General features: G+C 70.7%; 20 protein-coding genes. 13 read left to right on the top strand and 7 right to left on the bottom strand.

The genetic code is table 11. The features are described from left to right. The first annotated feature begins 178 nt into the window (after positions 1 to 178). Together ACZ7L0_RS30910 and ACZ7L0_RS30905 are read left to right on the top strand one after the other, a co-directional pair. On the top strand, positions 179 to 1072 hold the full coding sequence (locus tag ACZ7L0_RS30910; RefSeq protein ID WP_471245813.1) for an SGNH/GDSL hydrolase family protein: 894 nt from the start codon (positions 179 to 181) through the stop codon (positions 1070 to 1072). 10 nt (positions 1073 to 1082) lie between these two features. Further along, positions 1083 to 2057, top strand: coding sequence for an aldose epimerase family protein (locus tag ACZ7L0_RS30905; RefSeq protein ID WP_471245812.1), 975 nt, complete (start codon positions 1083 to 1085; stop codon positions 2055 to 2057). Here ACZ7L0_RS30905 and ACZ7L0_RS30900 read toward each other — a convergent pair. Further along, the gene (locus ACZ7L0_RS30900; RefSeq protein WP_471245811.1) at positions 2054 to 2899 is read right to left on the bottom strand and encodes a hypothetical protein; all 846 of its coding nucleotides are present in this window, start codon (positions 2897 to 2899) and stop codon (positions 2054 to 2056) included. The genes ACZ7L0_RS30905 and ACZ7L0_RS30900 overlap by 4 nt on opposite strands. A gap of 280 nt (positions 2900 to 3179) precedes the next feature. After that, a complete protein-coding gene (locus ACZ7L0_RS30895; RefSeq protein ID WP_471245810.1) occupies positions 3180 to 3509 on the bottom strand; it encodes a YrdB family protein in 330 nt (109 codons plus the stop codon). Positions 3510 to 3618: 109 nt separating this feature from the next. On the opposite strand from ACZ7L0_RS30895, the gene ACZ7L0_RS30890 reads away from it, so the two are divergent. Next, positions 3619 to 4881 (top strand): pyroglutamyl-peptidase I, encoded by a 1263-nt coding sequence (locus tag ACZ7L0_RS30890; RefSeq protein WP_471245809.1) that lies wholly within the window; start codon positions 3619 to 3621, stop codon positions 4879 to 4881. A 72-nt stretch (positions 4882 to 4953) separates the two neighbouring features. On the opposite strand, the gene ACZ7L0_RS30885 is transcribed toward ACZ7L0_RS30890, so the two are convergent. After that, positions 4954 to 5745 (bottom strand): EI24 domain-containing protein, encoded by a 792-nt coding sequence (locus ACZ7L0_RS30885; RefSeq protein WP_471245808.1) that lies wholly within the window; start codon positions 5743 to 5745, stop codon positions 4954 to 4956. A 42-nt stretch (positions 5746 to 5787) separates the two neighbouring features. Continuing rightward, complete coding sequence (locus tag ACZ7L0_RS30880) at positions 5788 to 6225, bottom strand: MarR family winged helix-turn-helix transcriptional regulator (RefSeq protein WP_471245807.1); 438 nt, start codon at positions 6223 to 6225, stop codon at positions 5788 to 5790. A 120-nt stretch (positions 6226 to 6345) separates the two neighbouring features. Between ACZ7L0_RS30880 and ACZ7L0_RS30875 the strand changes: the two genes are divergently transcribed. After that, positions 6346 to 7344: an NADP-dependent oxidoreductase gene (locus ACZ7L0_RS30875; RefSeq protein WP_471245806.1), complete on the top strand. Its 999-nt coding sequence runs from the start codon at positions 6346 to 6348 to the stop codon at positions 7342 to 7344. Between the two features lie 100 nt (positions 7345 to 7444). Here the strand turns inward: ACZ7L0_RS30875 and ACZ7L0_RS30870 are convergent, their stop codons facing one another. After that, a complete protein-coding gene (locus tag ACZ7L0_RS30870) occupies positions 7445 to 8602 on the bottom strand; it encodes a serine hydrolase domain-containing protein (protein WP_471245805.1) in 1158 nt (385 codons plus the stop codon). Between the two features lie 143 nt (positions 8603 to 8745). Here ACZ7L0_RS30870 and ACZ7L0_RS30865 point away from each other — a divergent pair, with 143 nt between their 5' ends. Next, entirely contained in the window at positions 8746 to 9609 is an 864-nt protein-coding gene (locus ACZ7L0_RS30865; RefSeq protein WP_471245804.1) for a hypothetical protein, read from the top strand. Positions 9610 to 9736: 127 nt separating this feature from the next. On the opposite strand, the gene ACZ7L0_RS30860 is transcribed toward ACZ7L0_RS30865, so the two are convergent. Next, the gene (locus ACZ7L0_RS30860) at positions 9737 to 10564 is read right to left on the bottom strand and encodes an SCO2400 family protein (protein ID WP_471245803.1); all 828 of its coding nucleotides are present in this window, start codon (positions 10562 to 10564) and stop codon (positions 9737 to 9739) included. Positions 10565 to 10765: 201 nt separating this feature from the next. Between ACZ7L0_RS30860 and ACZ7L0_RS30855 the strand changes: the two genes are divergently transcribed. From ACZ7L0_RS30855 to ACZ7L0_RS30820, 8 genes are all read left to right on the top strand, one after another. Continuing rightward, positions 10766 to 11926, top strand: coding sequence for a mandelate racemase/muconate lactonizing enzyme family protein (locus tag ACZ7L0_RS30855; RefSeq protein WP_471245802.1), 1161 nt, complete (start codon positions 10766 to 10768; stop codon positions 11924 to 11926). After that, positions 11923 to 12927 carry a zinc-dependent alcohol dehydrogenase gene (locus ACZ7L0_RS30850; protein ID WP_471245801.1) on the top strand — a complete coding sequence of 335 codons (1005 nt, stop codon included), beginning with the start codon at positions 11923 to 11925 and terminating at the stop codon, positions 12925 to 12927. Before ACZ7L0_RS30855 ends, ACZ7L0_RS30850 begins: the two co-directional genes overlap by 4 nt. Positions 12928 to 13038: 111 nt before the next feature. Continuing rightward, the gene (locus ACZ7L0_RS30845; RefSeq protein WP_471245800.1) at positions 13039 to 14007 is read left to right on the top strand and encodes a hypothetical protein; all 969 of its coding nucleotides are present in this window, start codon (positions 13039 to 13041) and stop codon (positions 14005 to 14007) included. 38 nt (positions 14008 to 14045) lie between these two features. After that, complete coding sequence (gene chvE, locus ACZ7L0_RS30840) at positions 14046 to 15155, top strand: multiple monosaccharide ABC transporter substrate-binding protein (protein ID WP_471245799.1); 1110 nt, start codon at positions 14046 to 14048, stop codon at positions 15153 to 15155. Between the two features lie 40 nt (positions 15156 to 15195). Beyond that, positions 15196 to 16746, top strand: a complete 1551-nt coding sequence (gene mmsA, locus ACZ7L0_RS30835; protein WP_471245798.1) for a multiple monosaccharide ABC transporter ATP-binding protein — start codon at positions 15196 to 15198, stop codon at positions 16744 to 16746. After that, positions 16743 to 17987: a multiple monosaccharide ABC transporter permease gene (gene mmsB, locus ACZ7L0_RS30830; RefSeq protein WP_471245797.1), complete on the top strand. Its 1245-nt coding sequence runs from the start codon at positions 16743 to 16745 to the stop codon at positions 17985 to 17987. The genes mmsA and mmsB overlap by 4 nt, the downstream gene beginning before the upstream one ends. A gap of 55 nt (positions 17988 to 18042) precedes the next feature. Continuing rightward, positions 18043 to 19212 carry an aldose epimerase family protein gene (locus ACZ7L0_RS30825; RefSeq protein ID WP_471245796.1) on the top strand — a complete coding sequence of 390 codons (1170 nt, stop codon included), beginning with the start codon at positions 18043 to 18045 and terminating at the stop codon, positions 19210 to 19212. A gap of 102 nt (positions 19213 to 19314) precedes the next feature. Next, complete coding sequence (locus tag ACZ7L0_RS30820) at positions 19315 to 21051, top strand: pyridoxal phosphate-dependent aminotransferase (RefSeq protein ID WP_471245795.1); 1737 nt, start codon at positions 19315 to 19317, stop codon at positions 21049 to 21051. Between the two features lie 24 nt (positions 21052 to 21075). Here ACZ7L0_RS30820 and ACZ7L0_RS30815 read toward each other — a convergent pair whose 3' ends face one another. Further along, complete coding sequence (locus ACZ7L0_RS30815) at positions 21076 to 22035, bottom strand: arabinan endo-1,5-alpha-L-arabinosidase (protein ID WP_471245794.1); 960 nt, start codon at positions 22033 to 22035, stop codon at positions 21076 to 21078. Positions 22036 to 22070: the final 35 nt, after the last annotated feature.

Below are 22070 nucleotides of genomic sequence, written 5' to 3'. Positions count from 1 at the left end.
GCGGGGCAGGGAGTGTGACGTACCGTCGGTCCCACTGCCCAGAAACGCCCGCCATTCACCCAGGGGGACGCTTGTACGGGTGTGAGCCGTTCCATGCCACCTACCGGGAACCCTCGCACGTTGTTATGGGTTGGGGAGCATGACGGCACGACAACACGACAAGGGGATGGGCCTGGGCATGCGAAACCGACGCCGGCGTTCACAGGCCGCTTGCGCCGTCCTGCTGGCGGCGGCACTGGGCCTGGCCGGCTGTGACGCCCTGGGCGGCGACTCCCCGGACCGGGGCGGCACCAAGACGCGGGCCTCCCGGCCGGCCCCGGTGTGGGACCGCAGCCCTTCCTCGATCGCCGCCGTGGGCGACTCCATCACGCGCGGCTTCGACGCGTGCACGGTGCTGTCGGACTGCCCCGAGGTGTCCTGGGCGACCGGCACCAGCGCCCAGGTCGACAGCCTGGCGGTACGGCTGCTGGGGCGGGCCCGGGCGGCCGAGCGCAGCTGGAACTACGCGGTGACCGGCGCCCGGATGGCCGACCTGCCGGGGCAGATGGCCCAGGCGGTCGCGCGCGCGCCGCAGTTGGTGACGGTGATGGTCGGGGCGAACGACGCCTGCCGGGCGACGCCCTCGGCGATGACCTCGGTGGCCGACTTCCGGGCCGGCTTCGAGGAGGCGATGAGCACGCTGCGCGAGTCGCTGCCGAAGACACAGGTGTACGTGGCGAGCGTGCCGAACCTCAAACGGCTGTGGTCCGAGGGCCGGACCAACCCTCTGGGCAAGCAGGTGTGGAAGCTGGGCATCTGCCCGTCGATGCTGGGTGACGCGGACGCCCTGGACACGGCGGCCACCCTCAGGAGGGACACGGTGCAGCATCGGGTGGAGGCCTACAACAAGGTGCTCGAGGAGGTCTGCGCCAAGGACCGGCGGTGCCGCTTCGACGGGGGCGCCGTCTTCGACTACCGCTTCGGCACCGACCAGCTGAGTCACTGGGACTGGTTCCACCCCAGCAGGGACGGCCAGGCCCGGCTGGCGGCGATCGCGTACCGGACGGTCACCGCGAAGGAGCCGGTGACCTAGGGTTTCCCACATGAGTGAACTTTTCGGCACACTTTCCGACGGCACAGAGGTCCACCGCTGGACGCTGGAGCGTGCCGGGACACGGGTGCGGGTCCTGACGTACGGCGGGATCGTCCAGTCGGTCGAGGTGGCGGACCGGGAGGGGCACCCGGCGGACGTGGTGCTGGGGTTCGCCGCCCTGGACGGCTACCTCGCGCACCCGGGACCGTACCTCGGCGCCCTGGTGGGCCGGTACGCCAACCGGATCGGGGGCGCCCGCTTCACGCTCGACGGCCTCACCCACGAGCTCGCCCCGAACAACGGCCCCAACTCCCTGCACGGCGGCGAGCGCGGCTTCGACAAGCGGGTGTGGGACGCGGAGCCGGTCGAGCACGGGGTGCGCCTGAGCCGGGTCAGCCCGCACGGGGAGGAGGGCTTCCCGGGCCGCCTGGACGTCTCGGTGACGTACGCCCTGGACGCCTCCGGCGCGCTGCGGATCGCCTACGAGGCGGTGACGGACGCGCCGACCGTGGTGAACCTGACCAACCACAGCTACTTCGACCTCAGCGCCGGGCGGAACCCCGGCGGTCACGAACTCCGGCTCGCCGCCTCCCGGTTCACCCCGGTCGACGCCGACCTGATCCCGACCGGCGTCCTGGAGGACGTCACCGGCTCCCGCTTCGACTTCCGCACGGCCCGCGAGGTCGGCGCCGGCTACGACCACAACTTCGTGCTCGACAAGGGCGTCACGGACACCCCCGTCGAGGTCGCCGAGCTGCACGACCCGGCGTCCGGACGCCTGCTGACGGTCGCGACGACCGAGCCCGGCCTCCAGCTCTACACCGCCGACCACCTGGACGCCCCCTTCTCGCCCGGCGACGGCATCGCCCTGGAGACCCAGCACTTCCCCGACTCCCCCAACCGCCCGGAGTTCCCCGGCACGGAGCTGCGGCCGGGTGCGGTGTACCACTCGGAGACGGTGTACGGCTTCGGCGTCCGCGCCTAGGCGGCTTCGCCGCGCATCCTCTTGACGGCCCTGCCCAGCACGGCCATCGCGCCCAGGCAGACCAGCAGGGTCGCGCCGCCGATCAGGACCGCGAGCGGCGTGCGGCTCTTGATGCCCTCGCCGGTCACGGTGGTGGCCAGCACGAGGATGACCGAGTACAGGCTCCGGCCGACCCTGGCGCCGGCCGGGATCACCTGGAGCAACTGCGGGACGGTGGTCGCGGCGGCGAGGCCCATGCCGAAGGGCACGGCGGCGCCGAGCATCAGCGCGCCGAAGCCGAAGGAGTTGCCGTACGCGCCCCACCCGGCGCCCTTGACCAGCAGATAGCCCGCCGCGCCGAAGGACAGCAGGACCAGCAGGCCGTTGACGTACGCGGCCTGCGTGGCCGCCATGCGGGCGCCGGGCAGGTGGGCGGCCGGGGAGCGCCAGGCGTCCGGGGTGATCAGCCGCAGCCGGCGCTTCATCGCCTGCATCCGCAGCAGGGTGAGGACACCCACGGCCACCAGCGCCAGCCCGACGGCCGCACCGGCGAAGCCGATCGGGGCGCGGGTGACGCCGTAGTGGGCGCCGCCGAAGGTGAGCGGGATGCCGAGGACGAACCCGTAGGCCATGAACTTGGCCTGCTGCTGGATCTTCACCACCAGCTCGCGCTGCCCCGGCGTCAGGTTCGGGTCGGGCCGCATCCGGCCCTCGCCGAGGTGCTGCCCGGGAGGCTGGGGCGGGTACGGCTGCCGCGGGGGCTGCTGCTGGTAGGGGTTGTACGCCTGCTGAGGCGGATACGGCTGGTACGACGGCTGCTGACCGTACGGCCCCGGCTGCTGCTGACCCTGGCCTGGATGCATGGCGTGGCTTCTCTCCCCCGAACCGGCGTGTGCCGGCGACTTGCGGTGTCTCGCGGCCCGGGAGTCTGCCACACGTATCCGGGACACCCGAGCCCCGGCCCAGGGGTCAGGGTCCCGGGCCGGGGCTGCTCGTGGGGGGGTGTCCCGGGTGAGACGTTAATCGCCGCGGAGTGCCTGCGGTCGGCGATCGAGCGGCCTGCCTGGATTTCGTACGAACCTTTCACAAAGGCCCACCCGTTCTCCCCGGATCACGAAAGCGCGGCGCGGCCACCGGCCCGTTCTACTGCCCCCAGGCGACGGCCAGCGTCTTGCTCAGCAGACAGGCGAGGGCGAGGGCGAGGGCCCACCCCCACGCCCCGGCGAGGAACAGCGCGGCCACGCCGGCGCCGAACCACAGCAGTTCGAAGCCGACGCGGACCGCGCCGCGCGTCTTGTACGTCGCCCTCGGGGACCCGAACAGCGCCCACAGCACGACCAGCACCGCGGGCGCGCCGATCCCGAACAGCCAGGCGAGCGGGGCGGCGGTGTCGAGGGTGAACCCCCAGTACGCGGCGGCCGCCAGGGCGCCGAGTTCGATGAGAAACAATCCGCCGAGGTTGACTGCCTTCATGGGGGCAGTATCACGTGAACTGCCCCATGGCGTCGCCCACTTCCGTCACGCGATACTTCGCCCGTCCGGTACGACCGCACCCCACTGCGACGGAAGGGCCCGAACCGCCTTGACTGCCATACGCCTTCGGATCGGCATCCTCGGACTGACCCTGCTCGCGGGGCTGGCCTCCCCCGCGACGACGGCCTCCGCCGCGACGGCGCCCGCGCCGACGGTCGAGGAACAGCGGCTCGACAAGGCCGTGCCCCGGGAGATCCTCCAGCGCTCCGGATTCGACAGCGTCGCCCCGGACTTCGCCCGCGCGCTGGGCCGGACGCGGAGTTACGCGCAGGCCCGCCACCTCGTCGTGCGCGAGGGGTCGGCGCTGTGGCGGCGGGCGGTGGACCGGGCGCAGGGGCGGTGGCCGCTGGGCGGGGACCTCAGCCGGGACGACGACCGGCCGCTGTACTGGGCGCGGCTGGGGATGACGCGGGAGCTGCGGACCTGGGAGCCGGGGTTCGGGCTCGGCGACACGCAACGTGCCGCGCTGCTGGACGAGTTGGAGCGCACGTCACGCGGTCGGGCCGACATCCGGTATCCGGCGCGCGGCAAGGGCCTCAAGCGTGTCCTCGTCACCGGCTTCGACCCCTTCACCCTCGACCGTGACATCCGCATCTCCAACCCGTCCGGGGCGACCGCGCTCGCCCTGGACGGCACGGTGATCGAGACGGCGGACGGGCCGGCGCGGGTGGAGACGGCCGTCTTCCCGGTGCGCTGGCAGGACTTCGCGGACGGGGTCGTCGAGCGGACGCTGCGGCCGTACCTGCCGAAGGTGGACCTGTTCGCCACCGTGAGCCAGGGCCGGACCGGCCGGTTCGACATCGAGCGCGCCAACGGGGCCTGGCGGGGCGGCTACCCCGACAACGACAACGTCTCCCGCACGGAGACCGTCCCGGTCGCCGACCCGGCCTCGCAGCCCCAGTGGACTACCACGACCCTCCCGTACGCCGCCGTCACGGCTGCCGGCACCGGCCGCTTCCCGGTGTACGACCACACGGAGGTCACCGAGGTCCCGGCGGGCGGCACCGACCCCGTCGTACGGCCCGACGGACCCACCCCCGGCTCCACCGCACGGGCCGGGGGCGGCGGGAACTACCTCTCCAACGAGATCGCCTACCGCGCAACCCTCCTCCGCGACCGTCTCGGCCTCCACGACACCCTCCCGGGCGGCCATGTGCACACCCCGGTCCTCCAGTTCGGCACCGGCAACACCGACCCGGCGACCGGCACGGTCACGGACCCGGAGTTCGTGCGGAACCGGCTGGACATCATCGACCAGGTACGGGCGATCGTGACCGTCGCGATCAATGAGACGGAGCGAGCGCGAGGCTGACGCCGAGGCCGGCCGGTGACATGAACAGGCCGAACAGTCGCACGGTGCTGACGGCGACGGCGAATGTCCGCGTCACCGGACGACGTCCTGCTCCTCCGGGGCGGACTCCTCCTCGTCGGTCTCCTCTCCCAGCAGGTCCCGGGCCAGCAGGGTCGCGCCCGCGACCGCGCCGGGCATCAGGAACACGGCGACGAAGGGGACGAGGAAGGCCAGGCCCAGGGGGGTGCCGAAGCCCCAGACGAGGGTCTTGCGGGAGCGCAGGAGGGCGAGGCGGGTGCGGAGGTCGACGTCGCGGCGCTGGAGGGCGACGGCGGTGAGTTCCTCGGTGAGGAAGAAGCCGGTGACGAAGAAGCCGATCACGGGGACGACCGTCTGGCCGACGAAGGGCAGGAAGCCGAGGGCGAACAGCAGCACACCCCAGACGAGGGCACGGAGCACGATCCGGAGGCTGTCGCGGGCGGAGATCCACAGCTCGCGCCAGAGCGGGAGGTCCGACTCGGGGGCCGTGCCGTCGGGCGAGACGTCCCGGTCGACCGTCTCGGACAGGCTCTCGTAGAAGGGCTGGCCGATCAGCAGGGTCACCGCGGTGAAGGTGACGACGGCGAGCAGGAGGCTCAGCGCGACCAGGACCACCGTGAGGAAGCCGCGGAACAGGCCCTGCCAGGGGCTCGACCAGTCGTCGGCGAACGGGGTCGCCCAGCCGACGAAGTCCTCGCCCCACACGGCGAGGGCGACCAGCGCCGCCGCGTACAGGACCAGGGTGATCAGACCGGGGAGCAGCCCGAAGCCGTACTGCTTCCCGTGCCTCGCCACCCAGCGCTGGCCCTTGAGGAGATAACCGAAACCCGCCCCGAGATCACGCATGGGGAAACCCTATCGGGGCGGGTCGGGGCCCCGGCTCGGGCCTCAGGCGGACAGCATCCGCCGCAGCAGGTCCCGCAGGGCGAGCCGCTCCTCGTCGGAGAGTCCGGCCAGCGGTTCACGGGCGAAGCGCAGGCCCTCGCGCAGGTCCCGGGCGACCCGGCGGCCCTCGTCGGTGGCGGCGGCCAGCTTCACCCGGCGGTCGGCCGGGTCGGGGCGGCGCTCGACCAGGCCCCGAGACTCCAGGCGGTCCACGATCCCGGTGACGTTCGACGGCTCGCACTTCAGCTTCTGCGCCAGCTTGCGCATGGGCAGCGGCTCCAGGGAAAGCAGACTCAGCAGACGGGCCTGCGCACCGGTGAGCGTGTGCTCCCCCGCCGCCTCCTCGTAGTCGGCGTAGAACCGGGCCACGACGTCCCCGATGAGCTCGACGACCTCCATGGACAGCTCGTCGGGGCGGCGGGTCTTCGATGGGGTGGACATGTCCTCCAGGGTACCCGGTTACTTGACATCCTGAAATATTCAGGAGCATGGTTGTTTCAGGTACTGAAGTAAATTTCAGAGTCGCAAAGAGTCAATGACGCACATGGAAAGGCGCAACTCATGATCAACCGCGAATGGCACCTGCTCAGCCGCCCGGTCGGCTGGCCGAAGCCCGAGGACTTCGCCCTGGTCGAGGCGGAGGTACCGACGCCGGGTGAGGGCCAGGTGCTGGTGCGGAACAAGTACCTCTCCGTCGACCCGTACATGCGCGGCCGCATGAGCGCCGCCAAGTCGTACGTCGCCCCCTTCGAGCTGGGCAAGGCCATGCAGGGCGGGGCCGTGGGCGAGGTCGTCGCCTCCAACGCCGAGGGCATCTCCGTCGGCGACCACGTGCTGCACTTCCTCGGCTGGCGCGAGTACGCGGTCGTGGGCGCGAAGACCGCCGTCAAGGTCGACCCGGAGGCCGCGCCCCTGTCGACGTACCTCGGCGTCCTCGGCATGACCGGCCTGACCGCCTACGCCGGCCTGCTGCGCACCGCCTCCTTCAAGGAGGGCGACTCCGTCTTCGTCTCCGGCGCGGCCGGTGCCGTGGGCAGCCAGGTCGGCCAGATCGCCAAGCTCAAGGGCGCCTCGCGGGTCATCGGCTCGGCCGGGTCCGACGAGAAGGTGAAGCTGCTCGTCGAGGAGTACGGTTTCGACGCGGCCTTCAACTACAAGAACGGCCCCGTGGGCGAGCAGCTGCGCGAGGCCGCCCCCGACGGCGTCGACGTCTACTTCGACAACGTCGGCGGCGACCACCTGGAGGCGGCCATCGGCTCCCTCAACGAGGGTGGCCGGATCGCGGTCTGCGGCATGATCTCGATCTACAACAACACCGAGCCCGCCCCCGGCCCGAAGAACCTCGCCCGCCTCATCCAGACCCGGGGCCGCATCGAGGGCTTCCTGGTCAACGACCACTACGACCTCCAGCCGCAGTTCGTCCAGGAGGTCGGCGCCTGGGTCCGCTCCGGCGAGCTGAAGTACCGCGAGACGGTCGTCGAGGGCATCGAGAACAACCTGGAGGCGTTCCTCGGCGTCCTGCGCGGGGACAACACCGGGAAGATGATCGTCAAGCTCTGACATCCCCGTGACGCCGGTCCGGCCGCGGTCGTTGCGTACGGCGGAGGCCGCACCCCTGGACGTGGGGTGCGGCCTCTCGGCGATCACGGCGGTACGGGCGTCAGCCCGCCAGCGCCGCCCTGTGCACCGCCCCGACCAGCCGGTCGTTCTCCGGTGCCGCCCCGCCCGGGAAGGCGCACCGGCGCCGGGCGTAGCCGTAGGCCAGACCGCTCAGCGGGTCGGCGAAGGCCTGGGAGCCGGCCGCGCCGCTGTGCCCGAACGCCCCGGCACCCAGGAAGGGGTGCCAGGTGTCGGCGGTCGCCTGGAAGCCCAGGCCGTACGACTTGTGGGAGCGGGCCACCAGGTCGTACCCGGCGGAGTGCAGCTGCCCGAACTCCGCCACCGTGTCCGGCTTCAGCAGGGGCGCCTTGCCGTCGACCTCGCTGATCACCGCCGCGTACAGCCCGGCCAGGCCGCGCGCCGAGGCCACCCCGCCGACCGACGCCGGGCCCTTGGCGCGGACGCACCGGTCGTTCGGCAGCGTCTGCAGGTCGGTCGGTTCGGCCGCGTGCCGGTTGAAGGCGATCGACGCCAGCGTGTGCGGCCCGGTCGGCAGCGCGTCCAGCAGCGCCTGCTGCTTCGCGGTCGGGAGCATCGGCTGGGCGGTGCGGAAACGGGACTCGCGGGACGCGGGCAGGCCCAGGTAGAAGTCCAGGCCGTAGGGGGCGCGCACCCGTTCCTCGTGCAGTTCCTGGATCGTACGGCCGGTGGCGCGCCGTACGACCTCGCCGGTCAGCGCGCCGATGACCAGGGCGTGGTAGCCGAAGCCGGTGCCGGGCCGCCAGAACGGCCGCTGGTCGGCGAGGCGTTCGGCCATCACCCGGTCGTCGGCCAGCTCCGCCGGGGTGAAGCCGGTGTCGGTGCCGACCAGGCCCGCCCGGTGCGCGAGTACGTCACGCAGGGTCAGCGAGCCCTTGCCCTCCGCCGCGAACTCCGGCCAGTAGTAGGTGACTTTGCGGTCCAGTTCCAGTGTGCCGTCCTGCACGAGCAGCGCGACCACGAGATGGGCGGCGCCCTTGGTGGACGAGTGGACCCCGTACAGCGAGTCCCCGCCGGCGGACTCGCCCGCCCACAGGTCGACGACCCGCCGCCCGTGTACGTACGCGCACAACTGCCCCTCGTAGTCGCCGCGTTCCTCGGCGACGAACGCGGCGAACTCCTCGCGTACCGCCTCGAAGCCGTCGGCGACCGTGCCATGGACGGTGATCTCCTGCGTCATCCGCGTGCCTCCTCCGGGTGATTCCCTAGATCGAATACGGCGGGACGCGTCCCTTCGACTCAACAGCCCCTGCACAGGCGCCGCAGGGGGCATGCTGGTGACGACAGGGCCCGGGGCGGGCACAGGCGAGGCGGGAGGGGCCCGTGGCGACCATTCCTTCGCTCCCCAGCAGGGGCGCCGTGCTGCGCATGGTGCGCAGCGGCACCGACATCACCGGCCAGCTCCTGGACACGGCCGGGAACATCACCAAGATCGCGGTCAACACCCTCGACCCACGGGACGGTTCGGGCACCGAGCTGCTGCGGGTGCTGCGCCGGACCACGGCCGAACTGGCCGAGGTCAGCGCCTCACCGCAGGCTCAGGAGGCGTTCTACCGCGTCCTCGACACCCTGACCCGCCTGGGCGCGACCGGCGCCCCGCTGGCCACGCACCCGGTCAGCGAACCCGCCCAGGCCCTGCTCGCCGCCCTCGGCGACAGCCTGCTGCCGGTGCTGGACGCGGTGGAGCCGGCGGTGGAGGAGTGCGCGGCGGTGGCCGGGGAGCTGACCGAGGCGCTGTCCCCGCTGCTGCCCGCCACCGCGGGCCTCGCCGCGGGCGCCCTCCTGGCCCTCACCCCGGTACTCCGGGCGGCGGCCGAGGTCCTGCGCGACTCCACCCCCGAGCTGCGCCGCATCGCCGACGCGCTGACCGCGGCGCTCGCTCCCCTGCTGCCCCTCCAGGTGGCCCTCGCCGAACGCGCGGCCACCGTCGGCGCCGGCCTCGCCCGCGCCACGCTCCCACCCCTCGCCGACCTCACGGAGGCCGCCGCGGCCACCACCAAGGCCGCCCGTCCCCTGCTGGTCGCGGGCGAGGAACTGCTGGTGGCGAGCCTGGAGCAACTCCAGCCCCTCCTCCTCGCCACCGCCTCCCACACCGGCCGGGCCACCCGTGCCGCAGCGGTCCGGCTGTCAGCAGCGGTCAGCCCCGCGGTCGACCGGGGGGTGGTCGTGGCGGTGACCCCCACGTAACAGCCCGCCCAGGACACGCCCGGGCCGGTGGCTCAGCGTCACACCCGCACCCGGGACACGCCCGGGACGGTGACCCAGCGTCACAACCCCGGCCGGGGACACGCCCGGGGCAGGGGTGGCCGTCAGGTCATGTGCACCACCACAGGAAGCGGTTGCACGTCTGCGACGGGGACGGTTCGGGGGTCGGGGCGGAGGTTGTCGGGGCCGTGGTGGGGGTGGCCGTGGGCTGGGTGGTGGCGGGGGAGGTGGGGGCGTGGGCGGCTCCGCCCGGGGTTGTCGTCGCCGACTGCTGGGACTTGTCGGTGCTCTTGGCGTCGGGGGACTCGGACGCCTTGGCGGACTTCGAGGCCGAGGCCGAGGGCGACGCGGACGCGTCCGGCGTGGCCGTGCCCGTGCCCGTGCCCGGTGAGGCGCCCTCCAGGGGCCGGGCCGACTGCTCCGGGCCGGTGGAGGACGTACCGCCGTCCGCGGACTCGTCGCCGGACGCCGCGGGCTTCTGACCCGGGAATCCGGGAGCGTCGATGCCCAGCTCCGCGAGGCTCAGCCCGCCCGCCGCCAGGACGAAGCCCGCGGCGATCAGGAGGGTGCGCCGCCGCCGGCGACGGTGCGCCGCGGCCTTGCGGTCGCGACGACTCGCCGCCGCGCCCGCCGGACCCTCGTCATCCCCGCCGCGCCCGCGCGACCGGCGCCGGTCCGCCGCCCGGCCCCGCGGCTCGTCGTCCGCGGTGTCCACGGCGTTCGCCGACTCGTCACCGTCCGCCAAGTCCGCCTGGGCGTAGGGCGCTTCGGCTTCCTCGTGCGCGTAGGGGGCTACGGCATCTCCGTGCGGCGCGTACGGCGCTCCGGCGCCCTCAGGAACATACGCGTACGCGCGAAGCGTCTGCGCTGGTGCGCCGCACCCCGGGCAGGCGAGGGCGCCGTTGAGGTGCCGTCGGCACGGGTGGCAGTAGTCCATGACGCGGGAAGACTAAGTTCCCGGCGGGTCACGTTCCTAGGCGCCACTGTGAAGGTTTCGTGGGGGACCGAAAGAATTCTCGAAAGCCTTGTCGAAACCGTTATCCGTTCGACCCATTGACACCCCGACCGCCCCGTCCTTACTGTCACGCCAGCATTTCGAACGTGTGACGAAATCTCGAACAGCTGAGGGGCAACCGCCGTGCGCATCACCGGAATCAGCACACACGTGGTCGGGACGCCGTGGCGCAACCTGACCTACGTCCAGGTGCACACCGACGAGGGAATCACCGGAGTCGGCGAGACCAGGATGCTCGGTCACACCGACGCGCTGATCGGCTACCTCCGCGAGGCGGAGGCCAACCACATTCTCGGTTCCGACCCGTTCGCTGTCGAGGACCTCGTACGCCGGATGAAGTACGGCGACTACGGCCGTGCGGGTGAGATCGTGATGTCCGGCATCGCGGTCGTCGAGATGGCCTGCTGGGACATCAAGGGCAAGGCGCTGGGCGTCCCGGTCTGGCAGCTGCTGGGCGGCAAGGTCACCGACAAGGTGAAGGCCTACGCCAACGGGTGGTACACGACCGAGCGCACCCCGGAGGCCTACCACAAGGCCGCCCAGGGGGTCATGGAGCGCGGTTACAAGGCGCTCAAGATCGACCCCTTCGGCACCGGCCACTTCGAGCTCGACCACGAGCAGAGCCTGTACGCCGTCTCCCTGATCGAGGCCGTGCGGGACGCCATCGGCCCGGACGCCGAGCTGATGCTGGAGATGCACGGCCGCTTCTCCCCCGCCACCGCCGTCCGCCTGGCCAAGGAGCTGGCCCCCTTCAAGCCGGCCTGGCTGGAGGAGCCGGTGCCGCCGGAGAACCTCAAGGCGCTGGAGAAGGTCGCCGCCAAGGTCGACATCCCGGTCGCCACGGGTGAGCGGATCCACGACCGGATCGAGTTCCGCGAGCTCTTCGACAGCCAGGCCGTGGACATCATCCAGCCGGACGTCGGCCACATCGGCGGCATCTGGGAGACCCGGAAGCTGGCCGCGACCGCCGAGACCCACTACATGCTGGTGGCCCCGCACAACGTGGGCGGTTCGGTCCTGACGGCCGCGAGCCTCCAGGTCGGCTTCACCTCCCCCAACTTCAAGATCCTCGAGCACTTCAACGACTTCGCCGACGCGGACATCAAGAAGGTCGTCAAGGGCGCCCCCGAGGTCGTGGACGGCTACTTCCACCTCTCCGACAAGCCCGGCCTCGGCGTCGAGCTGGACACCGACGCGGCGGCCGAGTTCCCGCAGCAGCAGGCCCGGTTCGACCTGTGGGCCGAGGGCTGGGAGCAGCGCAAGCCGAAGGGCACCCAGAAGTGAGCACCGCGGTCGTCATCGAGGCACCGGGCGCCCACCAGGTCGTCCCGCACGAGCCGCGCGAGCCCGGTCCGGGCGAGGCGCTGGTCGCCGTGCACGCCGTGGGCATCTGCGGCAGCGACCGCGAGGTCTACCAGGGCAACCGGCCCGAGGGATACGTCCGCTACCCGCTCACCCCCGGCCACGAGTGGTCCGGGACCGTGCGGGCGGTGGGCGCCGGGGTGCCCTCGTCGCTGGTCGGCCGCAAGGTGGTCGGCGAGGGCTTCCGCAACTGCCAGGTGTGCGACCGCTGCCACGCGGGTGAGACCACCCTGTGCAGCGCGGGGTACGAGGAGACCGGCTTCACCCAGCCGGGCGCCATGGCCACCACGCTCACCCTCCCGGCCCGGCTGCTGCACGCGCTGCCGGACGACGCCGACCTGACCGCCGCCGCCCTGCTGGAGCCGGCCGCCTGCATCGCGGCCGCCGCGCTGAAGGCGAACGCCCAGCCGGGCGAGCGGATGGCGGTGGTGGGCACCGGGACGCTCGGGATGTTCGCCGTGCAGTTCCTGAAGGCGGTCTCCCCGGCCGAACTGCTGGTCGTCGGCACCCGGGGCGACCGGGAGGCGCTGTCCAGGCAGTTCGGCGCCACCGACTTCCGCCTCAAGGACCAGGAGCTCCCGGACGACTTCGACGTCGTCATCGAGACCGCCGGGTCCGCGTCCGCCGCGCGCACCGCCGCCTCCCTGCTCAGGCGCGGCGGACGCCTGGTCCTGACAGGGATCCCGGCGCCGGGCGCCGACGGTCTCGACCCGACCGACCTCGTCGTACGGCAGCTGGAGGTGCACACCGTCTTCGGTGCGCCGCCGGACGCCTGGGCGCACACGGTGCGGGTGTTCGGCGCCGGACTGCTGGATCCGTCGCCACTGGTCACGCACGAGCTGCCGCTGACCGAGTTCTCGCAGGCCATCGAGCTGGTGGGAGCAGGCGACCCGAAGGTCGGCAAGGTACTGCTCCGCCCCTAGCCGTACGCCGGTACGGGGGTGACCTGACCACCCCCGTACCGGTGTACATCCGGCTTTTTCGTACCCCGAGCCGCGAACCTCGTCCGACATACCGAACACTAAGGACAGCTTGTGACCGACGCTTCCGCCACGGCAGCCCGCAGGCCCGGTGAGCAGGCGCTCGCCGCCCTCGGCCTGGGCGCGCCCGCCCTCGACCCCGCCGACGCCTCGCCCCACTCCTTCCCGGGCGGCGGTCGCTGGCGCACCGAGATCCCCTCGTGCGAGGGTCCCGAGGCGCTGGCGGTCGTCCTGAAGGAGGCCTCGCGACTCGACGTGCCCATCCACCGCATCAGCCAGGGCAGCGGCGTGTGGATGCTGACCGACGCCGAGATCACCGAGATGGTCGACTCCACGGCCGAACGCGACATCGAACTCTGCCTGTTCACCGGCCCGCGCGGCACCTGGGACATCGGCGGCTCGGTGCGCACCGACTCGCGCGGCGCGGGCCTTCGGGCGCGCGGCCACGACGCGGTCGCCGGCTGCGTCGAGGACGCCGTCCGGGCCACCGAGCTGGGCGTCAAGTGCCTCCTCGTCGCCGACGAGGGCGTGCTGTGGACGCTGCACCGGGCGCGCCGGGAGGGCATCATCCCGGCCGACACCACCCTGAAGGTGTCGGCGCTGATCGGGCCGGTCAACCCCGCCTCGTATGCGGTGTACGAGGGGCTGGGCGCCGACTCCGTCAACGTGCCCAGTGACCTGACGCTCGATCACCTCACAGAGATCAGACGGGTCTCCGGCGCCCCCATGGACATGTACATCGAGGCCCCCGACGACCTCGGCGGATACATCCGGATGTACGAGGTCGCCGAGCTGATCCGGCGCGGCGCACCGCTCTACCTGAAGTTCGGCCTGTCCAAGGCTCCCGGCATCTACCCGTGGGGCACCCACCTGCGGGACGTGACCCTGGACACCGCCCGGGAGCGGGTGCGGCGCGGCCGTCTCGCCCTGGACCTGCTCGCCCGGCACGGCGCGGACGGCGACATGGCGCCGCTCGGCTCCCGGCTGCCCGGCCCGCTCAACCGCTTCCCCACCAACGCGTGACCCCTCTCAACGACGAGACGACCAAGGACTGATTCATCATGCGCAACCGCAGAGCCGCACTCGCCGCCATAGCCGGAGCCGCCTCCCTCGCCCTCACCCTGTCCGCCTGTGGCCAGAGCGGCGAGGGCGGCAGCAAGGAGAAGACGGGCAGCAGCAAGGGCGGCACCATCGGCATCGCGATGCCGACCAAGTCCTCCGAGCGCTGGATCAACGACGGCAAGAACGTCGAGAAGGACCTCCAGGCCAAGGGCTACAAGACCAAGCTGGTCTACGGCGAGGACGACCCGGAGCAGCAGGTCTCGCAGATCGAGAACCTGATCACCCAGGGCGTCAAGGGCCTGATCGTCGCGGCGATCGACAACAAGTCCCTGAACAGCGTGCTGCAGCAGGCCGCGGACGCCAACATCCCGGTCATCTCCTACGACCGCCTGATCCTCGGCACCAAGAACGTCGACTACTACGCGTCCTTCGACAACGAGAAGGTCGGCCGGCTGCAGGGCACGTACATCGTGCACAAGCTCGGCCTGGACAGCGGCAAGAAGGGCCCGTTCAACATCGAGCTGTTCGCCGGCTCGAACGACGACAACAACACCCGGTACTTCTTCAACGGCGCGATGAGCGTCCTGAAGCCGTACATCGACAAGAAGCAGCTGGTCGTGCGCTCCGGCCAGACCGCGCTCAACAAGGTCACCACCCTGCGCTGGGACGGCGCCACCGCCCAGCGGCGCATGGACGACATCCTCACCTCCTCGTACAAGAGCGAGAAGGTCGACGCCGTCCTCTCGCCGTACGACGGCATCTCCATCGGCATCCTCTCGGCGCTGAAGTCGGACGGCTACGGCTCCAAGACCAAGCCGCTGCCGGTCATCACCGGCCAGGACGCCGAGCTCGCCTCGGTGAAGTCGATCATCGCCGGTCAGCAGACGCAGACCATCTACAAGGACCTCCGCAAGCTCGCCGAGGTCGCCTCGACGATGGTCGACGACGTCCTGAAGGGCAAGAAGCCCGAGGTCAACGACACCAAGTCGTACGACAACGGCACCAAGGTCGTCCCCGCCTACCTGCTGCAGCCGGTGAGCGTCGACAAGACCAACTACGAGGACGTGCTGGTCAAGGGCGGCTACTACACGGACGGCCAGCTCAAGTAACCGCCGCACCCCTGACCGCACACGACTGGAAGGCACGACCATGGCGGGACCCGTCCTGGAAATGCGCTCGATCGTCAAGACCTTTCCCGGTGTCAAAGCGCTCTCGGACGTCACACTGACCGTTCGTCAGGGCGAGGTCCACGCCATCTGCGGCGAGAACGGCGCCGGAAAGTCCACCTTGATGAAGGTGCTCTCCGGTGTCCATCCGCACGGCAGTTACGAGGGCGAGATCCTCTTCGAGGGAGAGCTCTGCAACTTCAAGGACATCCGGGCCAGTGAGCACCACGGCATCGTCATCATCCACCAGGAACTGGCGCTGGTGCCGTACCTCTCCATCGCCGAGAACATCTTCCTCGGCAACGAACACGCCACGCGCGGGTTCATCAACTGGAACGACACGCTCAAGCACGCCACCGAACTGCTGCGCCGGGTCGGTCTGAACGACCACCCGGAGACCCGCGTCGCCGACATCGGCGTGGGCAAGCAGCAGCTCGTGGAGATCGCGAAGGCGCTGTCGAAGAAGGTGAAGCTGCTCATCCTGGACGAGCCGACGGCGGCGCTGAACGACGAGGACAGCGGCAAGCTGCTCGACCTCATCCTGGAGCTGAAGAAGCAGGGCATCACCTCGATCATCATCTCCCACAAGCTCAACGAGATCCGCCACGTCGCCGACTCGGTGACGATCATCCGGGACGGGCACTCCATCGAGACGCTCGACGTGAAGGCCGCGGAGACCACCGAGGACCGGATCATCAGCGGCATGGTCGGCCGCGACCTCGACCACCGCTTCCCCGAGCGCACCCCGCACCAGCCGGAGGAGGGCGCGGCCCCGGCCCTGGAGATCCGCGACTGGACCGTGCACCACCCGATCGACCAGCAGCGCAAGGTGGTCGACGACGTGTCGATCGAGGTGCGCCGGGGTGAGATCGTCGGCATCGCGGGCCTCATGGGCGCCGGCCGCACCGAACTCGCCATGAGCGTCTTCGGGCGCTCCTACGGCCGGTACGCGGGCGGCACGGTCCTCAAGGACGGCAAGGAGATCCGTACCAAGTCCGTCGCGGAGGCGATCGGGCACGGCATCGCCTACGTCACCGAGGACCGCAAGCACTACGGCCTCAACCTCATCGACACCATCAACCGCAACATCTCGCTGACCTCCCTGAACAAGGTGGCCAAGCGCGGTGTGGTCGACGAGCACGAGGAGCGCCAGGTCGCCGAGCGGTTCCGCAAGTCCATGAACATCAAGGCGCCGACCGTCTTCGAGCCGGTGGGCAAGCTCTCCGGCGGCAACCAGCAGAAGGTCGTCCTGAGCAAGTGGATCTTCGCGGGTCCGGACGTGCTGATCCTGGACGAGCCGACGCGCGGCATCGACGTCGGCGCCAAGTTCGAGATCTACACGGTCATCGACCAGTTGGCGGCCCAGGGCAAGGCCGTCGTCTTCATCTCCTCCGAGCTGCCGGAGCTGCTCGGCATGTGCGACCGCATCTACACGATGGCCGCGGGGCGGCTGACCGGCGAGTTCTCACGGGCCGAGGCCTCGCAGGAATCGCTGATGCGACAGATGACGAAGGACAAAGAGGTAACCCGATGAGCACGGACGTGACCGCCAAGACCCCGGCCCCGGCGCCGCCCGGGAAGAGCGGCGACTCGGCCTCCGGCGGCCTGCTGCAGCTGATGCTGGACGGCCTGCGCAACAACATGCGGCAGTACGGCATGCTGATCGCGCTCGGCCTGATCGTGGCCCTGTTCGCGGTGTGGACCGACGGCGACCTGCTGCTGCCCCGCAACGTCTCCAACCTGGTGCTGCAGAACAGCCACATCCTGATCCTCGCGATCGGCATGATGCTGGTGATCATCGCGGGCCACATCGACCTGTCGGTCGGCTCACTGACGGCGTTCATCGGCGCCTTCGCGGCCGTACTGACGGTGGAACACGGTGTGTCCTGGCCCGTCGCCCTGGTGCTGTGCCTGGTGGTGGGCGCGGTGGCGGGCGCGGTGCAAGGGTTCATGATCGCCTACTTCGGCATACCCTCGTTCATCGTCACCCTGGCCGGGATGCTGATCTTCCGCGGTCTGACGGAGATCTTCCTGGAGGGCCAGACCCTCGGCCCGTTCCCGGACGGCCTGCAGAAGATGGGCAACGGCTTCCTCCCGGAGGTCGGCCCGACCACCAACTACCACAACATCACGCTGCTGCTGGGCCTCGCCCTGATCGTCTTCACGGTCCTTCAGGAGTTCCGCGACCGCAAGCGCCAGCAGGAGTTCTCGCTGGACGTGGTGCCGACGAACATCTTCCTGCTCAAGCTCGTCGCCATCGTCGCCGCGATCCTCGTCGTGACGATGCTGCTCGCCAGCTACAAGGGCGCGCCGATCGTCCTGATCATCCTCGGCGCGCTGGTGGTCGGCTACGGCTACGTCATGCGCAACGCCGTCTTCGGCCGCCACATCTACGCGATCGGCGGCAACCTGCCGGCGGCGAAGCTGTCCGGCGTCAAGGACAAGAAGGTCACCTTCTACGTCTTCCTGAACATGGGCGTGCTCGCGGCCCTGGCGGGTCTGGTGGTCGCCGCCCGCCTCAACGCGGCCTCTCCGAAGGCGGGCCTGAACTTCGAACTCGAGGCGATCGCCTCGTCGTTCATCGGTGGCGCGTCCATGAGCGGCGGTGTGGGCACCGTCCTCGGCGCGATCATCGGCGGCCTCGTCCTCGGCGTGCTGAACAACGGCATGAACCTCCTGAGCGTCGGCACCGACTGGCAGCAGGTCATCAAGGGCCTCGCCCTTCTGGTGGCGGTCGGCTTCGACGTATGGAACAAGCGCAAGTCCGGTTCGTAAGTCAGCTCGGGCCCCGCCGGAAACGGCGGGGCCCCTCCCTTTGCAGGAGCCGCAAGTGGAACTGAACAGACGTACGGTCATCGCAGGCGCCGCGGCCACGGGCATAGCCGCGACCACCCTCGGCACGGGCACGGCCGAGGCCTCCCCGGCCTCGTCCTCCTCGGGAGGAAGGAAGCCGGTGAAGGAGCTCTTCGGCAAGCTCGCCGACGGCACGAAGGTGTACCGCTGGTCGCTGGAGAACGGCGGCACGCGGCTGAAGGTCCTCTCCTGGGGCGGCGTCGTCCAGTCCCTGGAGATCCCCGACCGGCACGGCCGCCTGGCCAACGTCTCCCTGGGCTTCGACAACATCGAGGACTACGTCGCCAAGACCCCGTACTTCGGCGCCCTGATCGGCCGCTACGGCAACCGCATCGACAAGGGCCAGTTCACCCTGGACGGCAAGAGCTACCAGCTCTCCGTCAACGACGGTGTGAACAGCCTGCACGGCGGCACCAAGGGCTTCGACAAGCACACCTGGGACGTCGAGCCGTTCACCAAGGGCTCCGACGTCGGCCTGCACCTGTACTACACCAGCGTCGACGGCGAGATGGGCTACCCCGGCACGCTCAAGGTGAAGGTGACGTACACCCTCACCAAGCACGGCGACTGGCGCATCGACTACGCGGCCACCACCGACAAGGCCACCGTCGTCAACCTCACCAGCCACGTCTACTGGAACCTGGCCGGCGAGGGCAGCGGCACCATCGAGAACCACGAGCTCACGATCGCCGCCTCCCGCTACACGCCCACCGACTCGGGCCTGATCCCCACCGGCGAGCTGGCGAAGGTCTCCGGCACCCCCTTCGACTTCCGCAGGACCAAGACGATCGGCCGGGACATCCGGGCCGGGCACGTCCAGCAGGTGCAGGCCAAGGGCTTCGACCACAACTGGGTCCTGGACAAGGGCATCACCGCCAAGCCCGAGCACGTCGCCACCCTGCGCGACCCGCGCTCCGGCCGCACCCTGAAGATCGCCACCGACCAGCCCGGTCTGCAGTTCTACTCGGGCAACTTCCTCGACGGCACCCTGACCGGCACCGGTGGCGACACCTACCGCCAGGGCGACGCCCTCTGCCTGGAGACGCAGCACTTCCCGGACTCGCCGAACCAGCCGTCGTTCCCGTCGACGGTGCTGCGGCCCGGGCAGACATACCGGACGACGACCATCCACTCGTTCGGCGCGTGAAGTCACACTTCTTTCACTTGAGTTGAACGCGGTCACCTCCGTCCGCGTATCCATGGGTGGCCCGTGCTCCCCCGCACGGGCCACCCATAGACGGAGGTTCCCTTGGCTGACAACGTCACCTCGTTGTTCCGCAACACGGCGGCGCACAGCCCCTCGATGGCGGCGCTGACGCGCGAGGGCGACGGTTCAGGCCCGGTGGACTTCTGCATCCCGTGCAACCCGTACTTCCCCACCCCCGCCATGTTCGAGGGCATGGCGGCCCGGTTGCGCGACATCATCACGTACTACCCCAGCAGCGCCGACACGATCACTGCCGAGCTGTGCAACCTCCTCCAGCTCCCGCCGCAGTGCGTGGCCATGGGCAACGGCTCGACCGAGCTGATCACCTGGATCGACCACCTCCTGGTCCGCGAGTCCCTCGCCATCCCGGTGCCCACCTTCGGCCGCTGGACCGACCAGCCGATGGAGACCGGCAAGCGGGTCGACATGTTCCCGCTCCAGGAGTCCAGCGGCTTCGCCCTCGACCTCGCCCAGTACGCCGAGTTCATCCGGGCCCGCGGCACCCGGGTCGCGGTCATCTGCAACCCCAACAACCCCGACGGCGGCTATCTGCGCAAGCAGTCGGTGGTGCAGTTCATGGACGCGATGGCCGACCTGGACCTGGTGGTGATCGACGAGTCCTTCCTGGAGTTCGCCGACGCGGAGGCCGACCCGAGCGTGGTCCAGGAGGCGATGCTCAGGCCCAACGTGGTGGTCCTGCGCAGCCTGGGCAAGAACTTCGGCCTGCACGGCATACGCTTCGGCTACCTGGTCGCCAACCCGTCGCTCGCGACCAAGGTCCGTTCCATGCTCCCCAAGTGGAACCTCAACTCCTTCGCCGAGCACGTGGTGTTCATGCTCAAGGAGCACGGCACCGAGTACGCGCAGAGCCTGATGCAGGTCCGCCGCGACCGCCTCGACATGGCCAGCCAGCTCTCCGCGCTGCCCGGCCTCACCGTCTACCCCTCACAGGGCAACTTCCTCTTCGTGCGCCTTCCCGTCGGCGCCGAAGGCACCGTGGTCCGGGATCGGATGCTCACCGAGCACCGGATCCTGGTCCGTGAGTGCGGCAACAAGATCGGTTCGTCCAGTCGCTTCCTGCGGCTCGTGGTGCGCCCCCAGGTCGACGTGCGTCGCCTGGTATCCGGCCTGGAGTCGGTGCTCTACGGGACCAGGAGGGGAGCCGCCGTGCCCGAGCTGGGTACAGGGACCAACTACAGCTCGGGTACGGCGGCTGTCGACCGCCTGGTCAGCGAGACCAACGGAGCCGGAATGCTGGGGCTTGCCGCGCAGGCCGTCGGTGCCGGCCCCGCCCCGGGTCTGCCGACCGCCCCCGCCGCCGGCACCGGCATGCCGCTCCCCGCCGCCGCACCGTCGGTCGGCGGCGGGATGCCGATGCCGGCGGCAGCCCAGGCGTTCGCCCAGGCCGTCCCTCAGCAGGTTCCCCAGCAGATGCCGCAGCAGATGATGCCCCAGCAGATGCCGCAGCAGGCCCCCCAGCCGGTCGCGGCGGCACCCGCCCCGGCGCCGGTGCCCGCCCCGACACCGTTCCCCACGCCGACCCCGGCGCCGTTCCCGACGCCCACCCCGACCCCGGCCCCTGCCCCGGTACCCGCCCCGGCCGCCATGACCGGCCCCACCCCGCCCGGGGTCCCCGCCCGCGGCGGCCTCACCGCGGCCCAGGTCCGCGGCATGACCGCCCCGGCCCCCGGCGCCCAGGGCCTCTCCCCCGCCCCGGCCACCGGCTGGCCCAACGCGCAGAGCTGGCCGAACGCGGCGGGCATGGGGCAGGCCGGGTAGCGGCTTGAGCAGCGGCCGGGAAGGCTAGTAGGCCACGGGCCAGCCGCTGCTCCAGTTCAGCAGGTTGATCCCCAGCTTGGGTGTGCCGTTGTCGTTGCCGTCGTAGTAGTGGTAGACGATCAGGTCCCCGTCGGTGTCGTTCATGACGGACTGCCCGCCGGGCCCGATCACACTGCCGTGCGACTCCAGGACCGCGGTCCCGCCGTTGCTCGTCATGGCGACGCCGCTCCTGTCGTAGTAGGGCCCCGTGACCTTCGTGGCCCGCCCCACCTTCACCTTGTACGTCGAAGCGGTGCCCTGGCAGCAGACGTCGTAGGAGGCGAAGAGGTAGTAATAGCCGCCCCGCTTCACGACGTACGGGGCTTCCACGGCCTTGCTGCCGGTCGGCCGGGACGCGATCGAGTACCGGGTGGTGTCCCCGGAGTACTGCTTCCCGGTCGCCGGGTCGATCCGGATCATCTTGATGCCGGTCCACCAACTGCCGAAGGACAGCCACCACGTGCCGTCGTCGTCGACGAAGAGGTTCGGGTCGATGGCGTTGTAGTCGGCGGCGGTGGTGGAGGTGTACACGATTCCGTAGTCGCTCCAGGAGCCGGGGAGCCCGGTGCTGGAACCGGCCAGCCCGATCGCCGACTTGTTGGACCCGAAGGCCGAGACGGCGTAGTACATCAGGTACTTCCCGCCGTGGTACGAGATGTCCGGCGCCCAGGCTTCCGTCGCGTACGACGACCACCAGGCGGGTTTCGTGGCGAAGGCGTCGCCGCCGGAGGTGAAGGCGATCCGGTCGGTCGAGGTCCGGTACCCCAGACCGCCGCCGGTGGCGTACAGCAGGTAACGGCCGGACGGGGTACGGACCATCGTCGGATCGTGCACGACGACGCTGCCGGTGACCTTCCCCGGGGCGGGGTAGGCGGAGGCGGCCGTGGGGACGAGGGCGAGGAGGAGGGCTGCGGGGAGGGCGAGGAGGGTCCGGTGGGGGGTCATGCGGCGGACCGTAGGATCCGGTCCCGGACGCGTCA

It is taken from the genome of Streptomyces sp. NPDC039424 (assembly GCF_055639495.1).
Note: the sequence above shows the minus strand (reverse complement) of the source record. Positions and strands in the feature narration are given on the sequence as shown.